Here is a 23,919-nt window from a genome sequence, read left to right as displayed (position 1 = left end):
ACTACTATAGCATTATCGCTTTTTTTGCGTAATGCAATTCTCTAAGAATGCCAATACCATTAAAGCCCACGACATTTTTCATCGTGACGGTTGGTGAAATTACCTGACAAGTCAATGAGACGCAGAGATTTATATAAAGCTGTGAAAAAACGTTTCTTATGCCAGGACGAGGGGTGCAAACAAGCGTCAGGAGTACGAGCTTGTTTCAATCGGGATAGCTTGGGTGCCTAATTTCGATTAAGTAATGCAGAAATACCCAATTTACTTTATTTGGTAGGCATAGAGACTTCCCAAATCCCTTGATTTCCACCATATTCCAGAACATAAATCTTATTGCTAATAATCTCAGCATCAATGGGATTACTAAAACCTGTGACAAGGCGCGTAGCATTAAGTTTATAGTTGGTATTTCCTACTTTAGTTAACTTTAAATGCAGTAGGTCTTGGCTGGCATCTTTAAAAGGGCCTATTAGTGTTTCGCCAGTCGGATCGCCTGCTGTCCAACTCAACATAAATCCATCTCTCTTGAATTCTGGACTCATTACTCCTTGTGTATCAAAAACTAAGCCTAAAGGAGAACGGTGTGTTGTAAAAGTGCTAAAAGGTTGCCCAAGAACACTAGCATCTTTTATTTTTCCATCTACAGGATCGCGGTAATTGTCTGCGTCCGGGCCAAGATTAGGAATTGGTTCAATCAAATTTTCAGTAGGCCGAATAGGAAAGGTTGGATCGTTGCGATAGTAGCCCTTTTGGATAGCGTTAAATTGAGGGCTTAACAATCGGTCAGTGGCAGGATTATAATTGGGAAATTGTTGTGGATTATCTGTTCCACCAATACGCCAAGGAAAACCGTAATTCCCACCTAAACGTAGCCAATTTAATTCTTCTGACATATCGCGATCTGGTCCATTTTCTGTGCCAAATAAATCCCCATTGGGTGCAAAAGCCATATCGAAAGTATTACGTATTCCTTCTGCAAAAATATAGCCAGCTGTCTTTAAAGTTGCTCGATTGTTTGCCAGAAAGAGATTGTTACCATTACTAGGAAGACGGAGTATACAGGCGGTTAATCCGACTTCGCGGGTATTGGGATATAGGCCATCAACAGACTGAACCTCACCATGATCGGTACGAGAACCGCTATTCACATAGATAAAGTTACCGTCCAGGCTAACAACTACGCCGTTGAATCGATGGTCATAAGCTGTTTTGCTTTTGGGATAGGCTTCACTCTTAGCTAAGATAGACCAGATACGCTGTCTTGTACTCGAATTAATTACACCTTTAACAATAATTGCTTGAGTTTGGTTATTCACAAGGTCTGCATTGCCAACTAAATAAATTGTGCCGTTAGGACCGATGGCCATACCTTGAGTTTCACTTAAATTATGATTACTAGAGTTGTACACAGGGGTTCTAGTAGAGGAGGCTAAATTCACTTGATAAATCTCACCATTTCGTTTGAGGTAATAGAGAGTATTGTTTCGTGGATCTTTTACAATACGCACAGAAGGAGAGACTGATAATGTATTAATAATATTGCGAACCTTGATATCAGAATGCAGGGCTTGAGGTACAACAGTTACTCCAGTAGTGCTATGATTTAATAAAACTATTGTAAATAATAGTGTTATTGTAAATAATAGCGTTTTGGCAGCAATATGATTGAAAAATTTGCGTTTTACTTGGTTAGAAGATTTAATGTTATTCATGTTTTTCTTGATAAAATTGCCAGTTAATTTTGTTGCTAAATCCCTCTTGATGAGGGGAAAGTTTTTGGAATTTTAGCTTGGCTTTTAGGAGACCATAGTGCTGAAAGATTTAAACCTTTATGGGACATTGTTTGCAGTTAGGCAATGCTATTTTTATGTGACTGGCGGATGGACAGTTTACTCCAGTTTTATTAACCCAGAAGATCATATCGTCAGTAAAACATCTATGACCAGAGTATAAGGTGAAAATACACGTTTACGTGATTATCTTGCACGCCTACCGTCGCTACCGTCGCTACCGTCGCTACCGCTTCGCTATCGAAAAACATTATGCTATTCCAAACCAGCAGATATGCTTAAACGTTCAATTCTATTGTTACTTTGATATTTGAAGTATAGATAAATACCTGTATTTAGCTAAGTTATGCCGCATTTATGCAAGGCCAAACTTTCCAACAAAATATTTCGGATCGTCTAATAACTTAATGTATTCTGGGATATCCTACCTTATGGAAAGCCAAATGATGACTATGAATATGCAACGACTCATTAAAAAAACTGCTAACCCAATTCGCAAGACAACAGAAGTAACTCCACCATCGACAGAACCGATTGAGATGCCTGAGAGTCAAGATATTCCTGAATCGGTGGTTGAACCAAATCTACCTGTGTACATCGAAGCATCCGAATCGGACTACATCTGGGAACACTATCGCCCTTTGCGCTCTGTTGGTAACTCTGGCTGGCAACCGTCTGATGTGTGGCGCGAGTTGAGGGTTGATAATTTCTGTGGGTGAGTAATATGAACGCAGAGAGCCATTCGATTTATGGCTAATTCCTCGGCTACAGCAATAAAGTAGCACTGATTTCTTAGTCCCATCTTTTTGATACTGTATAAGTCTCAATTATAAACAAATATATATTGGACATCTCAAAAAAGGCTACATATCATACTCGTACAGAGATTTGATTGAGGCCAGAGCCATGAGTGAAAAAACAACGTCAGAGAATTTCAGAAGTAAAGTTGTCACACAAGGGGTACAGCGATCGCCAAATCGGGCTATGCTGCGTGCAGTAGGTTTTCAGGATGAAGACTTTAAGAAAGCAATTGTCGGTGTGGCTAATGCCTACAGCACCATTACTCCCTGTAATATGGGAATTAATCAACTAGCACTCAGAGCTGAAGCTGGAATTAAACTAGCCGGGGCAATGCCGCAAATGTTCGGCACAATTACTATTAGTGATGGGATTTCGATGGGAACTGAGGGAATGAAATATTCCCTAGTGTCACGAGAAGTGATTGCTGACTCCATTGAAACCGCCTGTAATGGTCAAAGTATGGATGGCGTGATTGCCATCGGTGGCTGTGATAAAAATATGCCAGGGGCAATGATTGCAATGGCACGAATGAATATTCCGGCTATCTTTGTTTACGGTGGGACAATTAAACCCGGACACTACAACAGCCGTGACTTGACTGTTGTGAGTTCCTTTGAGGCTGTGGGTGAATACAGTGCTGGCAAAATTGACGACACCGAACTGATGGAAGTAGAACGCCACGCTTGTCCTGGTGCTGGTTCTTGCGGTGGGATGTTCACAGCCAATACTATGTCCTCGGCCTTTGAAGCGATGGGTATGAGTTTACCCTATTCTTCCACAATGGCGGCGGAAGATGACGAAAAAGCCGATAGCACTGAAGAATCAGCCAAGGTATTAGTAGAAGCAATTCGCAATCAACTGTTACCCCGGCACATTATCACGCGCAAATCTATAGAAAATGCTATTTCTGTAATTATGGCTGTGGGTGGTTCAACTAACGCCGTGTTACATTTTCTAGCGATCGCTCGTGCAGCTGGTGTAGAACTTAATCTAGATGATTTTGAAACTATTCGCGGTCGTGTCCCGGTTTTATGCGATTTAAAACCCAGTGGTAGATATGTCGCCACAGACTTACATCAAGCTGGTGGTATTCCCCAAGTGATGAAAATGCTATTGATACATGGATTACTTCACGCTGACTGTATCACCATCACAGGTAAAACCATTGCCGAAATTTTAGCAGATGTCCCCGATGAACCACCCACGAATCAAGATGTGATTCGTCCTTGGAATAACCCAATGTATGCCCAAGGTCACTTAGCTATCTTGAAAGGGAATCTTGCTACAGAGGGAGCAGTCGCCAAAATTACTGGGGTAAAAAATCCTGGCATTACCGGTTCTGCACGGGTATTTGATTCTGAAGAAGAATGCTTAGATGCCATCCTTGCAGGTAAGATTAAAGCCGGTGATGTAATTATCGTCCGCTACGAAGGGCCAAAAGGTGGCCCTGGGATGCGGGAAATGCTAGCACCCACCTCAGCACTTATTGGTGCGGGTTTAGGCGATGCAGTCGGGTTAATTACTGATGGACGCTTTTCAGGCGGTACTTACGGGATGGTAGTCGGACACGTTGCTCCTGAAGCCGCCGTTGGTGGTGCGATCGCTCTGGTCGAAGAAGGTGATAGCATCACTATCGATGCTAATTCTCGCTTGTTACAAATCAACATTTCTGATGCAGAATTAGCCCGTCGCCGCGCCAAATGGCAACCCCGTCCACCCCGTTATACAAAAGGCATCTTAGCAAAATATGCCAAGTTAGTTTCCTCTAGTAGTGTTGGTGCTGTCACAGACTTGGATTTATTTCATGAGTAGGGAGTAAGGTTAGAGACGCGAGATATCGCGTCTCTCTACAAGAGTATGAAAAGACAATTTTCTGGCATTGGCTGTGAAACTTACTTATGTTTTAAAGTAGAAAATAGTTGAGTGAAAGTGTTTGTTACTACCAATGAAAGTTTTAGGGTCAGTCTTGCCAATCCTGTTGTTGTTATGCAGTCCTGCTATGGCAGTTGAGCTTAAAGGACAAAATATTGACGGTCAAAAGCTGCCTGCTACAGCTTATTATTATGCAACTGGTGGGGTCTACAAAGTTCAGGTGCGCTTTCACAACAAACGAGCCACAATTTACTTTGATGACGGCAACCAAACAACTATACAGCTGAACCAGCAAGCGATCGCTGACTCAAAGAATATTGAAGGTTTTGGAAAACTAGGACAATATCCTCTAAATAGAATATTCAGTGTGGGGTTGGTGTATGACAATAATTGGCTCGGTAGCAATGATAGTCAATTCCAACTGTCCAATCCGCTAGACGGGTTGTGGAAAATTAGTTTGGAGTGAATACACATCCGACTTTAAAAAGGTTTTTCACTTCTTACAGGGCAACTCAACAATATGTCCTCTGCTAGACTCGGAGTAACTACTTAATTCATAAAGTAACATATATCTAGGACTCCTATTTAATTTTTGAATAACTAAGCTGCTTAAAAGCTTGCTAGACAAAGATTTACTTTTCAGTATCCTGAACAGGGTTCAAGTAGGATTACTAGATGTATATAAATATAATAATTACATAAATGAAAGTTGGCATTCAAAATACAGTAGAAATTCTAGAGCAAGTTCACCAATTAGAGTCCACACTAGGTCTTAAAAATGAAGCCTGCCGTTCTAAATTTTTGATTCATCCTGACTTCACGTCAAAAGTTTTTTTGTTTTTGCATGGTTTTACAGCAGGCCCTTACCAGTTCGAGCCGCTTGGTAAAGCCTTCTTTAACAAGGGATATAACGTTCTGATTCCTTTACAACCTGGTCATGGACGCTCAGGTGACTGGAAGTCTCAAAATCCTCCACCGCTGCCAACAGATATTGAGATTTATCAGCAATTTGTCATCAAATGGTTGCAGATTGCAAAAACGTTAGGTCAACAAGTTGTGATTGGTGGATTATCAACAGGTGGAACTTTAGCTGCTTGGTTAGCTTTAGAGCATCCTGAAGAGATTGACCGCACTTTATTGTTTACGCCTTTTTTAGGTAGCCGCTATTTACTATTCGATCAACTCATCAAAATTCTGCCAATTTACTTTGAATGGTTCAACAAAGATGCACCTGGGAATTTTGGTTATAAAGGTTTTCGTTTCAAGGCCTTACGGATATTTCTAGAATTGGGATATCAGGTTTTAGACAAGGCTCAAGGCAGTGTTTCTGCCCCAATTTTAATGGTATGTAGTGAGGCAGATCGTGCTGTTAGTCGCTCGAAACAGCAGGATTTTTTCCGAAGAGTACTTAGACAGCAACCGAAATCCTGGTATTACTGTTTCGATGATTCACTTCACATTGAACACCGAATGATGACAAAATTGGAAGACAATGATTATGAAGAACTGGTAATTATCCTTGCTAAAGCATTTGTTGAGAGTAATTTAACTTGGGTAGAGTTTCAGGAAATGGCAAAGCGGATAGCGCAGGGACAAGCTTCTGACCAAATCATGCGAGAACTCAACTTTGACGAACAAGTTTTTCCACAGCTATCTGCAATGATGACTCAAGGTTTTGGCTGTGAGCATCTTAAATGTATTAATCCAGATTTCTAATGAGTATTTCAATTTTGCAAAAAATGGAGAGGTTAAAAAATATTTGCCATTTCAAAATAAACTTTAACTCTCAATAGGTTTAGTTAACGATTAGTGGTGTAGATAATTGGTCTTTAAAGACGCGATAAATCGCGTCTTTACAAATGGTCTACTTGTCGTATTCTTTTTTTAAATTAGTATAACTTTTGCTATTGGCCGGTGGTGGTTCCAAGTTAATTTTGAGTTTGAGCCAGAATCGGTAAGGTAATTACAAATTCTGTTCCAACGCCCAAGGTAGAATTCACAACCAGTGAACCGCCATGTTTTTCTACAACAATAGACTGAGCGATCGCTAATCCTAATCCCGTTCCTTTACCAACACCTTTCGTAGTAAATAAGTGGTCAAATACTTTTTGTTTGACTGATTCACTCATGCCTTGACCATTATCAGCAATGCTCACTTTAATTTGTTTATTTATTAGAGAGGTAGTAATTTTAATTCGATTGGGATTGGCTTGAATTTCTCCAAAACTCTGACCTGTATTTGATTCATCCAAGGCATCAATTGCATTTGCTAAGATATTCATAAATACTTGATTTAATTGACCAGGGAAGCATTCAATTTGTGGTAAATTTCCGTACTCATTGATTACTTCAATAGCTGGACGTTCTTCGTTGGCTTTCAGGCGATGTTTGAGAATTAAAATCGTACTATCAATGCCTTCATGAATGTTAAACGGTACTTTGTAATCTCTATCAGCACGGGAGAAAGTACGCAGACTGGTGCTAATGTTCTTGAGCCTGTCACACGCCATTGTCATCGAATCAATCATCTTGACCAAATCTTCTAAGGTATATTCCAAATCGATTTCTTCAGCATGAATTAAAATTTCATCTCCGGGAGTAGGAAACTTTTGTTCATATAATTTCAAGTGTTCGATAACATCAATAAATGTTGGTTTAGCTTGTTGGAGACTGGCAGCAATAAAACCAAGAGGATTATTCATTTCATGAGCGACGCCAGCAACTAAGTTCCCCAATGCAGACATCTTTTCACTTTGGACGATTTGTAATTGAGCTTGTTGCAAATCTTGTAAAGCTTGCCCAGCTTGCTGATAAAGCCGAGCGTTTTCTAAAGCAATTGCTGCTTGGGAGGAAAGTAGGTTAATCACCTGTAAGCGGTTACTAGTAAATACTCCTTGATTCAATTGATTTTCTAGGTAGAGAATCCCCACCAAATGACCTTGGTTAATAATGGGTGTACATAATACGCTTTGAGGTTGATGTCGGAGCATATATTCTCCAATTACACCAGGAATACTCGTTTCAGAATTGTCTATGATGACAGTTTCTTGAGTATTTTTAACGTAATTTATTAGTTTTTTCGGAATATATTGGCAAGCATCTATTAGTTGTGAATCAAGAATGGTTTTGACATCAGTCTGGGAATTTGACTGTTGATCGATAAAAGTAATTGCCCGCACTTGCCAAGTATCCTCTTGAGGAAGAATTAATACAGATGTTTTCGCACCAGAATTTTCTAAGATAATGCGAGTGAGACTGCTGATAAGTGCGTCTAATTCGATACAACTGGAGATAGTTTGAGCTGCTTTGAGAATGCAGGTTAAATCTAGAGCATCAGAAATATTAGTGCTGCTGGTAGTGTAAGAAGTAGATGTACGAGCAATGCTGGCTATGGTTTCTAAGGGATTTAAGTTAAATTCTTGCTGTTGCAAAATAGGTTTGAGTAATTTGGGATAGCTTTTTTCCAAGTCATCAGTTTTGGCTTTTGCTCCCCAACGGGCATAACTGTAATATGCTTGTTGCAAATATCCTTCTGCGGCTTTTTCTTTACCCCATTCTAGGTAAAATTTGGCAGCAAGTTCGTTAGCGATCGCTGCTTCCTGAACATAACCATTGGCGATCGCTTCTTGGATCGCTATTTCATAATAATCTGCGGCTTGTAAGCGATCGCCAGTTACACGAGCTTGTTCAGCTAAAATTAAATTGTACTTGTGCTGATAATTTACGGGTGCATGAGTCGCCCATTCTTGCATTTTTGACTGGTTTTCGGCTACTTTCTGGAGATAAACCTCTTGCTGTGCTTCATTTACCTGAGAACAAAGAGCTAACAAACTTAAAGATTGATAGAAATTCCGCAAAGGAACAATTAATAAGCCTGCTGCTCCCTGCTCATACTGCTCAAATTTTTGGGAATATTCCCAAGCAGATTCGTATTCACCAAAAAGATAAGCCAGTAGCGTTTTTGCTAGATAGACATAACAAATACCATTGATATTGTTAGTTTCAATTAGAGTCGGTAACATTTCAACTTCGTGAAAATGCTTACCAATTAAACAACAGGGATTAGCCGCTTCTCCTTGTAAATTTAGCACCGTCTGCCGCCAGATATTTCCCCAAACCAAAGATACTTCTTGTTTTATTTGCTGCATTAGATCGCAATATTTATCTGCTTCCAGCACCGCATTTTCTAGGTTTTCTCCACTCCAAAAGAGAAATTGACAATAACAATTGGCACAATAGCCTACATATTCTAAATTTCCGGTTTCTAATCCACTCTGCAATCCCTCCAAAAAAAGATTCAATGTGGATTTAATTGAATCTTTCCAATGTTTAATAAATAGACTAAATGTTAAATAAACCCTACTTTTAAGCTCTTTAGTTTGAAACTTCTCTAAAAGTTGTACTGCCAGTTTACCAAACTGATACCCATCTTCAATTGCACCAATACTGCACAAAAATAATCCATAGAGACTATAAGCAACAGCTGCCTGTGGTGAGTTGCCATACTTGATACAAATTTTGATCATTGTAAAAATTTTGAGCGGCAATAACATCGGTTTGGCTATATAAACTGGAGCAAACAAACCCGATAATATGCGGAGGGCAACTAATTTTTGGGGATCAATGATTTCTGGTATATCTGCCAATGCTGCAATCGATTGATGAACCAACATTTGTTGTAAATTGTCGTGTTCATCAAAAATCATTTGAGTGTTACCCTCTTCAGGTAACGTCAAATCTAGTAATTGCAGTGCTTCTCTACCTGTGGCTATTGCTTCAATGAATTTATTTTGCGCCGTATAAGATTGGATTTGAATCTCATAAGTACGAACTTTTTCCAATGGAGATTTAGCGTTTTTGAGGATAATCTCTACTAATGATTTTGATGCCTCAAAGTTTGTATTGAGATATTCTGCCTCAGCCGCAGATTCGTAAACCGCAAGGGCCAAATCGTAGCTACTTTGCCAAGCATTTATCGGTAATAGAAGAATTGCCACTTTTAAATACTCAACTGCTGTCGCATAAGCAGTCGAGTTTTTGGCTTTACAACCAGCTATCAGATTTAACCGGGATAAATGTTCTCGTTCGTCAGCTTCCTTTAATAATTCCAGTCCGTAATTTAATTGGTTAACGATCGCAAAAATTCCTGATTGCTGCTCTTTAGGTGTATTCTGCAACAACAATTGCCCAATTTGCAAGTGTGTTAACTGTTTTTGTGCATCTGGAATGAGTGAATAGGCAGCTTGCTGGACGCGATCGTGTAAAAATTTATATACAACCATCTCAGAATGTTCTTGAGTAGTTGCTTGATTTTCGGAATCAACAAAAAACTTATAAACCTCACTTTGCGGTAAAATCAACCCTTCTTGCAAAGCCTTCCATAAACAATCTGCGGTTTCTACCTCAGATTGTTTAGAAACAATCGCTAATGTTTTTAAATCGAACTGATTACCAATACAAGCGGCTAGCTTCAATTGTTGTTGAGTTGATTCTGGTAATCTTCGTAATTGAAAAACCATAAAATCAACAACATTGTCTGCTAAAGTTTGCTGATTTATTTGAGAAATATCACATTGCCAACACCCTTCGGCAAAATTGAATTGAATTAGTCGATCTTGATGTAATGATTTCAGGATTTGAGTTGCAAAAAATGGATTTCCTTGAGCTTTACGATAAATCAATTGTGAAAGAGATAATGCCACATTTTCTGCACAATTTAACGTATCGGCTACAAGTTGGTTCAATTGTAATTGGTTGAGTGGTTTCAGGTTAACACTATTTACCTTTACACCTGTTTTGCGAATTTCATCCAACAGTACCATCAATGGATGTGCTGGGAATACTTCATTGTCCCTATACGCACCAATTAACAATAAATATCCCTGATTAGCTTCATTCATTAATAATTGCATGAGTTTCAATGAAGCCGAATCTACCCACTGCAAGTCATCTAAGAATATGACTAAAGGATGTTCTTTAGTTGTAAATACTTGGAGAAATTTCTGAAATAATAAATTAAATCGGTTTTGTGCTGCGTTACCTGATAATTCTGGTGCAGGTGGTTGTTTACCAACAATTTTTTCTAATTCGGGAATGACTTCAATAATTACTTGTCCGTCTTCACCTAATGCTTGAATAATTTGATTTTGCCATTTTCGTATTTGGACATCACTTTCTGCTAGTAATTGCTCCATGAAGTTACGGAAAGCTTGGACAAATGCAGAAAAAGGAATATTCCGATTAAATTGGTCAAATTTGCCTTTGATAAAATAACCGTGTTGACGAACAATAGGTTTATGTACTTCGTTAACAACGGCAGTTTTACCAATGCCTGAAAACCCAGCTACTAGAGTTATTTCTGTTGCTCCCAGGCTGACATTTTCAAATGCTTCTAGCAAAGTTTCTACTTCTGCTTCTCGTCCATAGAGTTTATCAGGGATAATAAATCTGTCGCACACATCTCTTTGGGCAATTGGGAAACTTGCAATTTTGCCAGTTGTTTTCAGTTGAGCTAAACAATTTTCTAAATCATACTTCAATCCTAATACACTCTGATAGCGGTCTTCAGCATTTTTTGACATTAATTTACTAACGATATCTGAAATTACCGCCGGAATTTGTAAGTTAATTACATCTATTGATGAGGCTACCTTAGCAATATGGGAATGCACCAATTCCATTGGATCGTTTGATTGAAAAGGTAACTCACCTGTAAGTAATTCGTAAAAAGTTACACCAAGTGAATAAAAATCAGTCCGGTAGTCAATTCCCCGATTCATTCTCCCTGTTTGTTCTGGAGAAATATAAGCTAGTGTTCCTTCTAATACATTGGGGCTAATTAACGTTTGCGTTTCCCTTGGTAATAGAGAGGCAATACTAAAGTCGATTAATTTAACTTGTTTGGAATGAGGATTAATTAAAATATTGCTCGGTTTGATATCTTTATGGATGATACGGTGACTATAGAGTATCTCTAAGGTATTACAAAGTGCGATCGCTATTTGAAAAAACTCTTGTAAAAACCTAATGTCTCGTGTTTGATCGCGAGTAAAATAATCTTTTAGAGAAATGCCACCAAAATCTTCCATCACCAACACATAGGTATTCTGATACACCTCCAGCCCGTAGGTTTGGACGATTAAAGATGAGTTTAGATTTTTGGCAATGGTGTACTGATTGCGAAACTGCACCAGTTCGTTGAAGGATGGATATGGATTTTTCAGCAGTTTGATCGCTACAGGTAATGAGTCACTTTCTCGATACCCTCGATAAACTATAGTTCTCGAACCATTGTAGATTTCTTCAACGATTTGATATCCAGAAATATTAACATTAGTGCTAAACATACTGTGAAATCCTAGTAATTTATAAATTTATTATTCCCAAATTAGTAACCGCAGCGGTGAGGACAAGCTTTTAAAGCATCAAATGCAGAGATAGAATATCTTACACAAACGCGTCAAGGTTCTCAGTAGGAAATTAGGAAGCTGCAAAGCGTAAGCTAGTAATTTGTCAACTCAAAAATGTGCTTGTGAGGGCTGGGGAAAGATTAAAGGTAAAGGGATTAGAAACCTTTCACCTTTACCCTTTAATCTTTGAAAAGCCAAGTGAACAAAAGCTAACTATTAGAACCTGTTGGGATTTTTATTTAGGTTTCGTAGTCTGACTAAAGGCAATTACCTACTCAAATAGGAGAGACTATTATTGATTGACAGTAGCGGAAGTTTGTTATTCCGCCGACTGTGATTGATAGGGTTATATTGAAACCAGCCCTCAACTACGGTTATCTGGAATTACCGCATAAGCATCAATTTCAAACAACATACCGTCAAGTGCAAGTCTAGGAACGGGAATAAGAGTGTTTGCTGGTGGTTTATTCCCCCATAAATTTATAATTTCACGTCCTAACGGGATCAATTTATTTTGGTTGTGGTCTACTATAAGAACAGTAGTTTTTGCGACATCTTGTGGTTGTGCCCCAACAGCTGCTAAGGCATAACGGAGGTTTTTAAAAGCCTGTATTAACTGCTTTTCAAAGTCATCCGAGACAAGATTCCCTTGTAGATCCGAACCAAATTGACCAGAAATATAGACGGTTCTTGCCCTTGATGGTGTAACAGCTATATGGCTATAGCCATTTTGGGGTGCATTATATAACGTTGGTGGGTTCACCAATTTCAACTCTTTGTTGTCTTTAGCACTCACTTCCTTTTGTGTTCCCACCATCAAGGCGGTAGTTATTCCACTACCTCCAAGCCACAAAAGTGCATTTCGTCGTGATAAGTTTGCTACTAATGAATTTACAGCACTGCTAATAGGTCTAGTCATTAAAGCTCCTTAAATGTGAGTTCTTTATTTTTGCTCATACTTGGTTTTATTATCTATCTAATTAAGTTAAAAAGCACTAGCTGCAAGCTTTATTCAGTGTAATCACATATACAATAAGTCTGGATTGGTTTCAGTTCCTTTAGCTTGCAATATGGATACAGTTAAAACTTATACTAAATCAGGTTATTAACCCTCAAAAAGTGTATTAGGCGATCGCAGTGCGTGGTATTTTCGTAATAACTTCAGAGCGCAAACAACAGTCGTAGGGGCGCAAGGCCTTGCACCCTTACCGCGTGGTCTCACAAGAAGCTTATCCACTTGTACTGTTAGCCATACGGGAAGCTAGAAAGCCAGGGTAAGATTCCTTTCGGCGTTTATTGTTTTGTTCTGATGGCAACTATGGTCGACTCCACGCATCGGTGATGAGCCTACCGAAATTTTACTTTGAAGTCTCCAGTAACTGCGTAGGCGTAGCCCGTCGTAGACATCGCCATATCTATCGGTAAGAATCTGCGCAAGTTTCTTTTGCAGCCCTCAATATTATGTCTGCTTGATTACTTATTAAACTAGTGAGATTTTATATAAGGATATCTAAGTTTCCCGGCTTAGATATCCATTAGCAACATAAACCTACATTTAATAGATTGTTAATTCTATTCTAATTACTATTTTTTGTTTGTACATGGTTCTTGAGACAGTTATAAATTCATCCTAAAGTTGGATGTCAGAATTAGATATATATTTTACGTTAATACAGCTTGCAAATTGAATTAAGAATTTTTTGTATAATATAATGCTACTTATTAATCACACCTTCTTAAAAAGTTATTAGATAAATTTTCTGATTTTTACTTGAAGATTTTATATTGGGACTAACTTCTCATGCTGATTAGAGGATGTCTGAAAACTTTTTGTTGTTGTATTTGAGACTTCTAGATTCCCCTAAATCCTCCTTAAAAAGGGGGACTTTAAGATAAATTCCCCCTTTTTTAAGGGGGGCTAGGGGGGATCGAGCGAAATGTTTAATACTTCTCAGACATCCTCTTAACGATCGCAAGCATAAATATAAGCTATGTGCAGGTGCGTTACACTGTGTTAACGCACCCTAATTTCTAAGACAAGTTAGGAATACTAGACTTTTCTAAACTTGCTACTAATTTCACTCCAAATTCTTCTTCAAACACTCCTTTCTTATAATCTAAGCTCCAAAGTTCTAAAGCACAATCATCATCTGATTGAGATGGAAAAATTAGCAGGTTGACCTGCCTAAGTTGTGAATAATACTCACATTGCACTTTAGCGATCGCACCAATTTGTCGTCTATCTAATGCTACTGCCAATCTTAAAATGGCACTTAGTTGACTAACAATTTGTCGTTGTTGTTTAGTTAGCAAACTCTGGTAGTTTTCATGTTTTTTCTTGGGTGGCGATTTGCGATGATAACGCGCTAAATTGGCAATGATTTCAATTTCGGTTTCTGTATAACCGAGTAATTCTCCATTGCGAATTAAATAGTAAGAGTGCTTGTGGTGAGATGAATGGCTAATATAATGACCGCAATTGTGTAATATTGCCGCTGCCCACAGCATTTGTCGCTCGTCAGTTCCCCAATGATGTAGAGTACCTTGAGTTTGGTCAAATAAACTCTCGGCAAATTTTGCCACGCGATCGCTGTATTCTAAGTTGATGTGGTATTTATCCGCGAGTTTGAGAACATTCCGTTCCCGAACTGAACTTTGGTAGCGTAGCTTATCTTCAATTAAACCGTGGGTTAACATCCAGTCTACGATTACGCCTTCTCTCAGAGAACGCTCACAAACTGTTACCGATTCACTACCCAAAAGGGTCATTGCTTCCTGTAATATCACTGCGCCAGCGAGGATAACTTCAGGGCGCTTCTCTGGCATACCTGGAATCTCAGCCCTTTCGGAATTACTCAGTTTCCGCAAGCGGTTTACCAACTCTTGCAAGTCTTTAAGACTAAACTGGTAGCCATTGAGAGTAGTAGGAATAACACCCGACTTTTCTCGTGCATGAATCATCGCCAGGGTTTCAATTGTGCCAGATGTACCCACCAAACGGGGAGATTCCCCAAACTCTAGGTTGGCTAGGATCTCATCCACGGAACGTTCCAACATACCGCGTGTATAAGATTCTAGGTAGTTAAACTCAGTATTACTGATGGGGTCAGTGGTAATTAACTCGCTAGTGAGTCGCACTGCACCAACTTTGGTACTGGTGAGAGCGCGGGCTTGGTGACTATCGCCTAAAATCAATTCTGTGGAACCACCGCCAATATCAATAATCATGTGGGGCTGGTTGTGAAATTCCATCCCCGACAGCACGCCAAGATAGATTCGCCGCGCTTCTTCTTGACCAGAAATCAAGTCAACGCTTAAACCCAACTCCGCTTCTATTTTGTGCAAAAAATCTTTACCATTGGGGGCTTCCCGCACAGCACTAGTTGCCACAGCGATGATAGTTTCAGCGTTGATAGTTTTGGCAACTTCTTGGAAGCGTCCTAAAGCCGCGATCGCCTTTTTAATAATCTCTGGCTTGAGTTCTCCAGTGGTAAGATTGCGATCGCCAAGCCTCACAGTTTCCTTTTCTCTAGCAATAATGCTGAAAGCTGGTAGTGTAGGGTCAATCTTGACTACTACCATGTGTAGAGAATTTGTTCCCAGGTCAATGGCAGCAATAATCCGATGTTGCTTAGATGGTTGAGTAGGAATACTCTCCCAGCTAGAAACTAAATTCAGCATCTAGTTTTCTCTCTTTATTAAGAAATGATGGCAAACGGTGATACGTCGGGGTAGCTAGCACTGATATTTATGACAACACACTTGCTCAGACTGAGTGCTGTTAGCGGTAGCAGGACGTTGAGCCAGTGCTGAATATTGAGTAAATTAAAAAATACTCAGCATTCGCAACTCAGCTTGGTCGAGGGTAACGGAGCTATGTATGTTCACCCTACTATTTATAACCGCAGTGACTATTTAAAGATATTTAAAGTTGCCACTTTGGGTTATGTTTTTACAAATAACAAATAACGTTATTCTATAGATGTAAAGAAGTGTGAATTCATCTCTCTAAAGTTATTTGTTGATTTCTATGTTAACGACGCCAGAACGCCCCCAGTCACCAATTTGGCTTGTAATTATCCAGCTTTTACGCTGGCATAAACCAGAAGGGCGGTTAATTTTAATGATTCCTGCCCTTTGGGCTGTGTTTTTGGCAGCTTCAGGGAAACCGCCTTTACCTCTGGTTGGTGTGATTATATTGGGTACTCTGGCCACGAGTGCGACTGGATGTGTTGTCAACGATTTGTGGGATCGGAATATCGATCCAGAAGTAGAGAGAACACGCGATCGCCCCCTTGCTTCTCGCGCCTTATCTGTGAAAGTTGGAATTATAGTTGCGATCGTCTCGCTAGCGTGTGCAGCAGTCTTGGCCTTTTATCTTAACCCCTTGAGTTTCTGGTTATGCGTGGCAGCAGTGCCTGTAATTTTGCTTTATCCAGGTGCAAAGCGGGTGTTTCCCGTACCGCAACTGGTGCTTTCCATCGCTTGGGGTTTTGGGGTTTTGATTAGTTGGAGTGCGGTAACGCAAAGCATTTCTCAACCAACTTGGTTGCTTTGGGGCGCAACTGTATTGTGGACATTGGGATTTGATACAGTTTACGCCATGAGCGACAAGGAAGACGATCGCCGCATTGGTGTTAATTCTAGCGCCCTTTTTTTTGGTAATTATGCCCCTCTCGCTATTGGAATTTTCTTTGCTGGCACAATTTTGTTATTGTCTTGGTTAGGTGTAGTTATACATCTGCACTTAGCCTTCTGGATTAGCCTTGCAATTGCTACTATCGGATGGGTTTGGCAGTCTCTGCGATTAAGAAAGGAAAACTTACCTAATTCTGCTTATGGTGAAATGTTTCGGCAAAATGTGTGGATTGGTTTTATTTTACTTGCTGGGATGATTGCTGGATCTTTTTAAGAATTCAGGAGGCAAGAGGCAGAAAGCATTTTGAATTCAGGAGGCAGGAGATAGGAGGCAGGAATCACACTTGGCATCACACAAACTAAGTTAATGCGAGTTCGCCTTGAAGTGTATACTAACGCTTGACGATAGTAACGCAAAGCGATAGTATTGTGATTGTTAGTTTTAAATCTGAAGAGACAAAGCTTATCTTTGACGGCTTTACATCTTCTCAGTATCCGCCCAATATCCAAAAAACTGCTTTACGAAAACTGCTCATCCTTGAGGCTGCAACGTCAATTAGCGATTTGCGCTCTCCACCTGGTAATCGTTTAGAAAAGTTAGTTGGCGACAGGAAAGGGCAGTACAGCATTCGTATTAACGATCAATGGCGAATCTGCTTTGTTTGGACGGATGAGAATAATGCTTCGGAAGTTGAAATAGTAGATTACCACTAATGCAGGTCAATAATTATGAATAACACCCGTCTGCCAAATATTCACCCTGGGGAAATCCTACAACTAGAATTTTTAGAGCCACTAAATATTACCCCTTATCGATTAAGCAAAGATATAGGTGTAGCTCAGACACGAATTAGTGAAATTTTATCTGGAAAACGCAGTATTACAGCAGATACAGCGTTGCGTTTATCTCGCTATTTTGGTAGCAGCGCTCAGTTTTGGTTGAATTTACAAACGCAATACGATATACGTCAAGCTCTTGAAGAAAATGCAGAAGTTTACAATCAAATACCTAAACTTCCGTTTAATGATGTAGCCTGAGTTCGTTAAAAATTTTCCATGCTATTTGATGCGTTTAAAAATCGTAAATCTCCTAAAATCGAATTCATCAAAACTAACCCAACCTGGCGCGTAGCGTGGGGAACAGTTGATGCAAGTTATGAAGATATAGCTTGGCGAGATGAAAAAATTTCTGTAATTTTACCACGCACAACTTCGGAATTGCCGACAGAGAAATTAGCAATCAGTTCTAGAGGACGATTTGTTGTTGTTGGTGATGTTTGGTTAACTAACCGAGTGCAGTTGCTGCAAAAATTGGGAATTGAACCGGATAGCTTTCAAGGAAGTTCTCTGCAACTGGTAGCCAATCTTTGGGAACGATGGGGTAGTGAAAGTCTTAGCCAACTTGTGGGGATGTTTGCGCTAGTGGTTTGGGATAGAGACAAACAGGTGTTGAGATTGGTTCGCGATCGCGTCGGTGTTCGTACTCTCTATTACACTACCACTGGTTCGGTTCGTTGGATTGCGCCTCGACTGAGAACTTTAGCACCTCATCGTTCATCTGATTTAGATTTGGTGGCGTTGCGAGATTATCTTTGTTGTGCCTTTGTTCCCGGCGAACGAACCCTTTGGGAACAGGTGCAAGAACTCCGACCTGGAACCGTTTTAGAATTTCCTGACTACAAAGTTACAGCTTATTGGCAGCTTCAAGAACAGATTATCGCAATCGATCAACCCTTAGCATGGCATGGCGATCGCTTACGAGAACTCCTAGACCAAGTTGTTCAAGAATATTTACCACCAGCAAATGAACCCGTTGGCGTTTTCCTTTCTGGTGGTTTGGACTCTAGCAGTATCACTGCTTTAGTAGCAAAATTCCACAAAGCACCAGTCCACACCTTCTCGATTCATTTTGGTGCGGAATGTCCCAATGAGTTAGAATTTTCCAGTCTCGTTGCATCCCATTGTCAGACGCAGCACCACATTTTAGAAATTACTTTTAAAGATATGTGGTCACGCCTGCCGGAAACAATGGCGTATTTAGATGACCCCATTGGCGACCCACTGACAGTTCCCAACCTGTTACTCGGACAACTGGCGAGAGAAAGCGTAGAAGTAGTTTTGAATGGTGAAGGTGGCGATCCCTGTTTTGGTGGGCCAAAAAATCAGCCGATGCTGATTAATAGTTTATATGGCTCTGTCACCAATCAAGATGCATTGCAAGCTTATTTAATATCCTTCCAAAAGTGCGCTGTTGACTTACCGCAACTTTTAAAACCAGAAGTTTGGACAGCAGTACAAACAGCACCTTGGATTTTTACAGAAGACTTATATTCTCAAGCTAACTATCTGAATCGTTTGATGGCAATGAATATCAAATTTAAAGGTGCTGACCAAATTCTGACTAAAGTTAGTAACTTGACTCAAGCTGCTCTTTTGCAAGGTCGTTCTCCTCTGTTTGACCAACGATTAGTAGAGTTAAGTATGGAAATACCTCCAGAGTATAAACTTTCTGGAGTGGAAGAAAAAGCAGTTTTAAAGCAAGCCATTGCAGATATTTTACCAGACACAATTATTCATCGTCCCAAAAGCGGCATGATGGTACCGGTGCAGTTAGGATTTCGGAAATATTGGCAGCAAGAAGCCAGAGATTTATTGCTAAATCGAAATGCATGTATTACTCCTGACTTAAACCAGTTACTAATTCGTAATTGGTTAAATTATCAAGGAGATACTTGGAGTCGTTATGGAGTAAAGTTGTGGTTGCTTGCTAGTTTAGAAATTTGGTTACAAGTAAATCAAAAAGCATAGTAGTGAAAGTAACAACGAAAGCTTCTACAAGCGATTTAGCGCCGAGTTGCAGCAATTAGCACCGACAGTAGCGAGCGAATGGGTTGGCAAGTTTCTGCGGCGGGCGGGCTAACAATGGCATGAACCGTACCCTTAGCCTAGATGTAGCCCGCCGTAGGCATCACACCTTTTTGCCCGACCTCACCAAATCGCGTTGCTCCCGTTTCAACGTGATTTACTACTGGGCACAGGCAGCCGATAGCGAAGAAACAGCAACAGGTGTGTTTGCAGGAGCTTCGGCAATTAAGTGAATATTACCTTTGCCATCTGCCACCCATTTTTGAGCTTCTATAATTTGTTGCTCAATATTCACAGAAGGTGTAGTAGATGCAGAAATATCTTGAGATTTATTCTCCCAAGTAGATTCAAGCGTTACCCACGGTGCGATTACTGCCCGCCCCCGTAATGGTTCATGGGGGCTTTCGGGCAAACCGCTGCGTCCTGTGGCGATAAACCGACTATCTGTTCGTCGTCCTCTATTAGAACAACCTTGAGCAATTTGGGTGGACGGATCGACGAGATTGGTAAGTAGTTCAACCAAGCCTCGGCTGGGGTCTACATCAGGTGTATTAATTTGTACTGTGCCACTTAAAGAAGGGTTTTCTTGAGAAACGGCAGTGATGTCATTTGTTGGCAGTTGACTTGGGTCTAAATCAAGCGGGCGCAATCTTTCCAGGTCTTGCCGACTAAGTGGTGCGATGCCAAATGTTTTAGTAGCATTGATTTGGATTTTGCCGCCAGAACCGTTGAATGCATTGGCAGTGATGTCGCTATTTTCATTGGGGACAGCGACAATAAATTTTGAGTCGATATTGATATTACCGCCATTACCGCCTTTTTGCTCAGTACCAGCGTTGGTGGAAATTTGACTACCATGACGCAACAATAACAAATCGCTATTGAGGTTGAGATTGCCACCATTACCAGAAACAGAATCAGCATTGAGTCGGCCTTGATTGTCTAGAATAATTTTGGGTGAATTTATTTCGATGTCGCCTGTGATTCCTGAGCCAAAAGCACTGACGAATAAACCACTGTTACCACCAATATTTGCTACTCTGCTAGAAGATTTAGTAATGGGATCATTATAATAAGTAGAGTCGATACCACTAATAAATACTTGATTAAGAGCGCTCACTGTAATTTTACCTGCGCGTCCATTACTTGAAGTAATAGTGGATATCTGTCCACCGCTGAGTGCTTCAAAGAAATTCGTCTCGATGCGAATATTACTTGCATTTCCTTTTCCATAAGTTGAGCCAGAAACTATAGCATCATCTCGTAATGAGAATGAACCTGAATCGATGCGAATATTACCTGCATCACCCTGTCCATAGGTAGCAGTTTCCAATATGGCATAATTGGTAACAGAGAAAGAGTTGGTTTCAATTGTCAAATCGCTTGCATTCCCTACTGCCTCCTGTCCAACTGCGACGATGATAGCACTAGGGACTATCAGGTCATCTCCTAAATAGGGATACGGAGTGAACCCACTTAAGGATACGCGATCACGTGCGTGTATAGTAACTCTGCCTGTATTGCCTTGGCCCTGAGTAGCAGCATTTATCTGAGCACCGTTGGTAACAGAGAGTGAGCCAGTTTCAATTCTAATCTCTCCTCCTGTCCCTTTTGCTCCACTATATACTAAGGTTGTCATACCACTAGGACTGGAGGGAATGCCATCTTCAATGCCAACTCCATCTAGATAAACACTATTTGCTCGCACAATAATACTACCTGCATTTCCCTCACCTAAGGTAGCAGCTGTTAAAAATCCTCCGTTTGTCAAGAAAAGCGATCCAGTTTGAATCTGAATATTGCCGCCCTGTCCAACTCCACCACTTCTAACCGCGCTACCAGCGCTACTAGCAAAACTATTGTTTCCAACTCCATCAAAAGCAATGTGATCGGCTCTAATCATTATGTCACCTGCTCTGCCCTGTCCGGAAGTTCCTGCAACTAGTTCAGCTCCATTGGTTAATTCTAATACTGGAGTCTCAATTACTATTTTCCCGCCATTACCTACTGCACCAGTTTTAACATCACTACGAATTGCAGTCGAAATTCCATCATTTCCCACTCCATCCAAAAAGACACTGCGGCTGGAATTAACAAATATACTACCCGCTTGACCTTTCCCACTAGTGCTTGCTTCTAACTGTGCTCCATTGGTCAGCGAGAGAGTTTTAGTAGAAATACGGATGTCTCCACCTTGGATTTGGCTATTTGATGTTATGGGACTGAGAACAGTATTGATAATAAGGCTAGAAAACTTACCATCATCACTTCCTCCATCGATGGAAATGCTCTCGCGCGTGTCGATGCTAATACTGCCCGCATTGCCCTGTCCTAGAGTGCCAGCAATTAGTTGACTGCCATTTTTAATATTAAGTGTTCCAGTTTTAATAATCACGTTGCCACTATTACCCATTGCATCAGTATTGACAACGTTTTGAATTACGCTCAAGTTTCCCAGCCTGATAGCATCAGTTATATCGAGTATAATATCTCCCCCTTGATTGCTCGTTGATCCCAAGCCTTGAACCATTCCAGCCTTGAGGACACTTTCTGAAATATCCAGATTGCGAGCAAAAATTGCAATATTACCACCCCCTTCTACGTATACACCCGCTTGATTGCTAAGGAATACCGAAGCACGATTCACATTTTCAGGAAATCCCAAGCTCAATTTATTCCCATCAAACAGAAGGTTTACATTCCCAGATTCCGCCAATCCTCCTAACTCAACTGTCCCACCAAAAGCATTTAATCGTCCACTATCCATGCTGACATTACCGCCCATAAGTAGCAAACTCTTACCATCTGCTACTCGCAAACCAAATGCATTCAAACCTGCTAGGTCTTTTCCTGCTGGTGCAACTGAATTATTTTGAATTGCTGCATTTTGATTGATTTGATTAAAGACCAAAGCTGAAGGGTTGATTTTCAACAAAGGGGAAGAAAGATTTTTTTCAGTTGCACTGAAAAATCCCAGATTCCTAAATTGCAGTGCATTCGCCGTACTTGCTACAAACGAACCGCCAATATTCAAGCTGGCATTTTCACCAAAAATAATCCCATTAGGATTGAGTAGAAATAGGTTAGCCATACCTAAGCTGCGAATCAATCCATCAATGTTCGATACTGACCCACCTGTTACTCGGCTAATGATGTTCTGAATATCTGGAGCATTGTTAAAGAAAGCAGTGTCGCCAGTAGGAACTGAAAACTCTCTAAAGCTGTGGAAGAGATTGCTACCCACTCTAGTTCCGCCTTCAATCAGGTGAGTATTTCCTTGAAACGTGATGGCGGAATTAATAGGTAGAGTGTCATCCGGGGCAATTTGAGCAAAAGCACAATTTGCCCAAAAAGCAAGCGCCATTCCTATTCCTACACAAATAGCAATTTTTGAATAAAGGTGAGTTTGTATAGTGATTGTGGTGGTCGGTATTTTAGACTGTGTCATCAGGAGCGATGCCTATCGGCAACCTAACGAAACGCTTTAATGCTTTGTCCTAATTTTATGGTGGTAAGAGTAGTAAAAAGCAATAAATTTTCTAAACAAATACTCAGAGCAAGCCGGTATCCAACTATTTTTATGGTCTAGGGATGTCGCCGCACAGGGGCTACGGAGGTAGCAAGTAAACTCAGCCGAGCCGGAATGATTAGCTACAAGCGTGGAAATATTACCATTTTGGATCGACCGGAGTTGGAAGATACATCTTGTGTTTAAAGGTCATTCAACCCTTTGAAAGATTTTTGTCCGTGAAGTGAACGCTAGCATTGCAACTAATAGGTTTAAGATTATTTTCTGACTTTTAGTTCCCGACCTATCGGGGGATTTTTGTTAATATTCTCTATCTTGACGCTGCCACTATTTATCTACAATTTCTTTGGCAGCCACAAGCACAGGTGCGATCGCTTTCGATTCATCAAACTGGCGAGAGTTAGCTCAAGCGCTCTACCGATTTACTTAAAACATCTTTGGTGGTGCTTTTTTGCCAGATAATTGCTCCCATCCCCGACCAAAGGAGAAATCATAGAGGTGGGGGCGGTTGCTAATCGAGTAGGGATGAGGGCAGGGGCAGCGATAAGCGACCAAGATAAGCTCAACATCACCGCCAAGATATCTCGCCTGTCCGCTTCATCGACTTGTTAGCTGGCTGGCGCTACCAACTATTAACTAATTCTTTCCCCTGGCTTTTCATAAAAAGCCCTAGTGAAATCGAAGTCATTGTCATTAGTACCAATGACCAAGTACAAATGACTCTTGTTATATGAATCTTTCCTGACTTATGTCAGCATTTTTTGTTTTAAAAACCACTGAAAAAACGCATTTTCAAGTGATTGCCGATTTTCTTTTAATTTATTTTTGATTATTTACTGAGCTAATCTCCGTTTGCGGTGTACTCTCAATATACGGTAACTACCAATACTTCTCGGTTAAGGGGTAAAAAGAAAGGGAAAAGAAAAAACCTTTAACCCAAACCCAGTAACCTTTACCAAAACCCGATTCCGAATTAAAAATGCCTAACCGAGAAGTATTGCGGTAACTAACACAC

General features: G+C 40.3%; 13 protein-coding genes and 1 pseudogene. 9 read left to right on the top strand and 5 right to left on the bottom strand.

Translation table 11 applies throughout. The features are described 5' to 3' along the window. Positions 1-266: 266 nt before the first annotated feature. Positions 267-1,712, bottom strand: coding sequence for a PQQ-dependent sugar dehydrogenase (locus RMY16_RS05570; RefSeq protein WP_322735515.1), 1,446 nt, complete (start codon positions 1,710-1,712; stop codon positions 267-269). 66 nt (positions 1,713-1,778) lie between these two features. On the opposite strand from RMY16_RS05570, the pseudogene RMY16_RS05565 reads away from it, so the two are divergent. From RMY16_RS05565 to RMY16_RS05545, 5 genes and pseudogenes are all read left to right on the top strand, one after another. After that, positions 1,779-2,097: pseudogene (locus RMY16_RS05565) on the top strand (IS1 family transposase); the annotation flags it as partial. A 136-nt stretch (positions 2,098-2,233) separates the two neighbouring features. Then, a complete protein-coding gene (locus RMY16_RS05560; protein ID WP_322735514.1) occupies positions 2,234-2,509 on the top strand; it encodes a hypothetical protein in 276 nt (91 codons plus the stop codon). 187 nt (positions 2,510-2,696) lie between these two features. Beyond that, positions 2,697-4,403 carry a dihydroxy-acid dehydratase gene (gene ilvD / locus RMY16_RS05555; protein ID WP_322735513.1) on the top strand — a complete coding sequence of 569 codons (1,707 nt, stop codon included), beginning with the start codon at positions 2,697-2,699 and terminating at the stop codon, positions 4,401-4,403. Between the two features lie 187 nt (positions 4,404-4,590). After that, positions 4,591-4,929: a hypothetical protein gene (locus RMY16_RS05550; RefSeq protein WP_322660052.1), complete on the top strand. Its 339-nt coding sequence runs from the start codon at positions 4,591-4,593 to the stop codon at positions 4,927-4,929. Between the two features lie 236 nt (positions 4,930-5,165). Beyond that, entirely contained in the window at positions 5,166-6,179 is a 1,014-nt protein-coding gene (locus RMY16_RS05545; RefSeq protein ID WP_322735512.1) for an alpha/beta hydrolase, read from the top strand. A gap of 212 nt (positions 6,180-6,391) precedes the next feature. Here the strand turns inward: RMY16_RS05545 and RMY16_RS05540 are convergent, their stop codons facing one another. The 3 genes from RMY16_RS05540 to RMY16_RS05530 form a co-directional block, all read right to left on the bottom strand. After that, complete coding sequence (locus tag RMY16_RS05540) at positions 6,392-11,809, bottom strand: AAA family ATPase (RefSeq protein WP_322735511.1); 5,418 nt, start codon at positions 11,807-11,809, stop codon at positions 6,392-6,394. A 427-nt stretch (positions 11,810-12,236) separates the two neighbouring features. Continuing rightward, entirely contained in the window at positions 12,237-12,791 is a 555-nt protein-coding gene (locus RMY16_RS05535) for a RidA family protein (protein WP_322660058.1), read from the bottom strand. A 1,112-nt stretch (positions 12,792-13,903) separates the two neighbouring features. After that, positions 13,904-15,553: a Ppx/GppA phosphatase family protein gene (locus RMY16_RS05530; protein ID WP_322660060.1), complete on the bottom strand. Its 1,650-nt coding sequence runs from the start codon at positions 15,551-15,553 to the stop codon at positions 13,904-13,906. A 349-nt stretch (positions 15,554-15,902) separates the two neighbouring features. Here RMY16_RS05530 and RMY16_RS05525 point away from each other — a divergent pair, with 349 nt between their 5' ends. From RMY16_RS05525 to RMY16_RS05510, 4 genes are all read left to right on the top strand, one after another. Then, a complete protein-coding gene (locus tag RMY16_RS05525; RefSeq protein ID WP_322735510.1) occupies positions 15,903-16,784 on the top strand; it encodes a 4-hydroxybenzoate solanesyltransferase in 882 nt (293 codons plus the stop codon). A 155-nt stretch (positions 16,785-16,939) separates the two neighbouring features. Beyond that, on the top strand, positions 16,940-17,224 hold the full coding sequence (locus RMY16_RS05520) for a type II toxin-antitoxin system RelE/ParE family toxin (RefSeq protein ID WP_416211649.1): 285 nt from the start codon (positions 16,940-16,942) through the stop codon (positions 17,222-17,224). A 15-nt stretch (positions 17,225-17,239) separates the two neighbouring features. After that, positions 17,240-17,548, top strand: coding sequence for a HigA family addiction module antitoxin (locus RMY16_RS05515; RefSeq protein WP_322672404.1), 309 nt, complete (start codon positions 17,240-17,242; stop codon positions 17,546-17,548). 18 nt (positions 17,549-17,566) lie between these two features. After that, complete coding sequence (locus tag RMY16_RS05510; protein WP_322735508.1) at positions 17,567-19,318, top strand: asparagine synthetase B family protein; 1,752 nt, start codon at positions 17,567-17,569, stop codon at positions 19,316-19,318. Positions 19,319-19,535: 217 nt separating this feature from the next. Here the strand turns inward: RMY16_RS05510 and RMY16_RS05505 are convergent, their stop codons facing one another. Continuing rightward, on the bottom strand, positions 19,536-22,823 hold the full coding sequence (locus tag RMY16_RS05505; RefSeq protein ID WP_322735507.1) for a filamentous hemagglutinin N-terminal domain-containing protein: 3,288 nt from the start codon (positions 22,821-22,823) through the stop codon (positions 19,536-19,538). Positions 22,824-23,919: the final 1,096 nt, after the last annotated feature.

This window comes from Nostoc sp. DedQUE12b, from assembly GCF_034530835.1.
Lineage (GTDB): Bacteria > Cyanobacteriota > Cyanobacteriia > Cyanobacteriales > Nostocaceae > Nostoc.
The sequence above is the reverse complement of the archived record's forward strand: the minus strand, read 5'-3'. Positions and strand labels throughout refer to the sequence as shown.

Excerpts from the sequence above, each read along its gene's own strand:
- RMY16_RS05505 (WP_322735507.1), bottom strand. The coding sequence starts at position 22,823 with ATGACACAGTCTAAAATACCGACCACCACAATCACTATACAAACTCAC.
- RMY16_RS05550 (WP_322660052.1), top strand. The coding sequence starts at position 4,591 with ATGGCAGTTGAGCTTAAAGGACAAAATATTGACGGTCAAAAGCTGCCT.
- RMY16_RS05530 (WP_322660060.1), bottom strand. The coding sequence starts at position 15,553 with ATGCTGAATTTAGTTTCTAGCTGGGAGAGTATTCCTACTCAACCATCT.
- RMY16_RS05535 (WP_322660058.1), bottom strand. The coding sequence starts at position 12,791 with ATGACTAGACCTATTAGCAGTGCTGTAAATTCATTAGTAGCAAACTTA.
- RMY16_RS05570 (WP_322735515.1), bottom strand. The coding sequence starts at position 1,712 with ATGAATAACATTAAATCTTCTAACCAAGTAAAACGCAAATTTTTCAAT.
- RMY16_RS05560 (WP_322735514.1), top strand. The coding sequence starts at position 2,234 with ATGATGACTATGAATATGCAACGACTCATTAAAAAAACTGCTAACCCA.
- ilvD (WP_322735513.1), top strand. The coding sequence starts at position 2,697 with ATGAGTGAAAAAACAACGTCAGAGAATTTCAGAAGTAAAGTTGTCACA.
- RMY16_RS05540 (WP_322735511.1), bottom strand. The coding sequence starts at position 11,809 with ATGTTTAGCACTAATGTTAATATTTCTGGATATCAAATCGTTGAAGAA.
- RMY16_RS05515 (WP_322672404.1), top strand. The coding sequence starts at position 17,240 with ATGAATAACACCCGTCTGCCAAATATTCACCCTGGGGAAATCCTACAA.
- RMY16_RS05545 (WP_322735512.1), top strand. The coding sequence starts at position 5,166 with ATGAAAGTTGGCATTCAAAATACAGTAGAAATTCTAGAGCAAGTTCAC.
- RMY16_RS05525 (WP_322735510.1), top strand. The coding sequence starts at position 15,903 with ATGTTAACGACGCCAGAACGCCCCCAGTCACCAATTTGGCTTGTAATT.
- RMY16_RS05510 (WP_322735508.1), top strand. The coding sequence starts at position 17,567 with ATGCTATTTGATGCGTTTAAAAATCGTAAATCTCCTAAAATCGAATTC.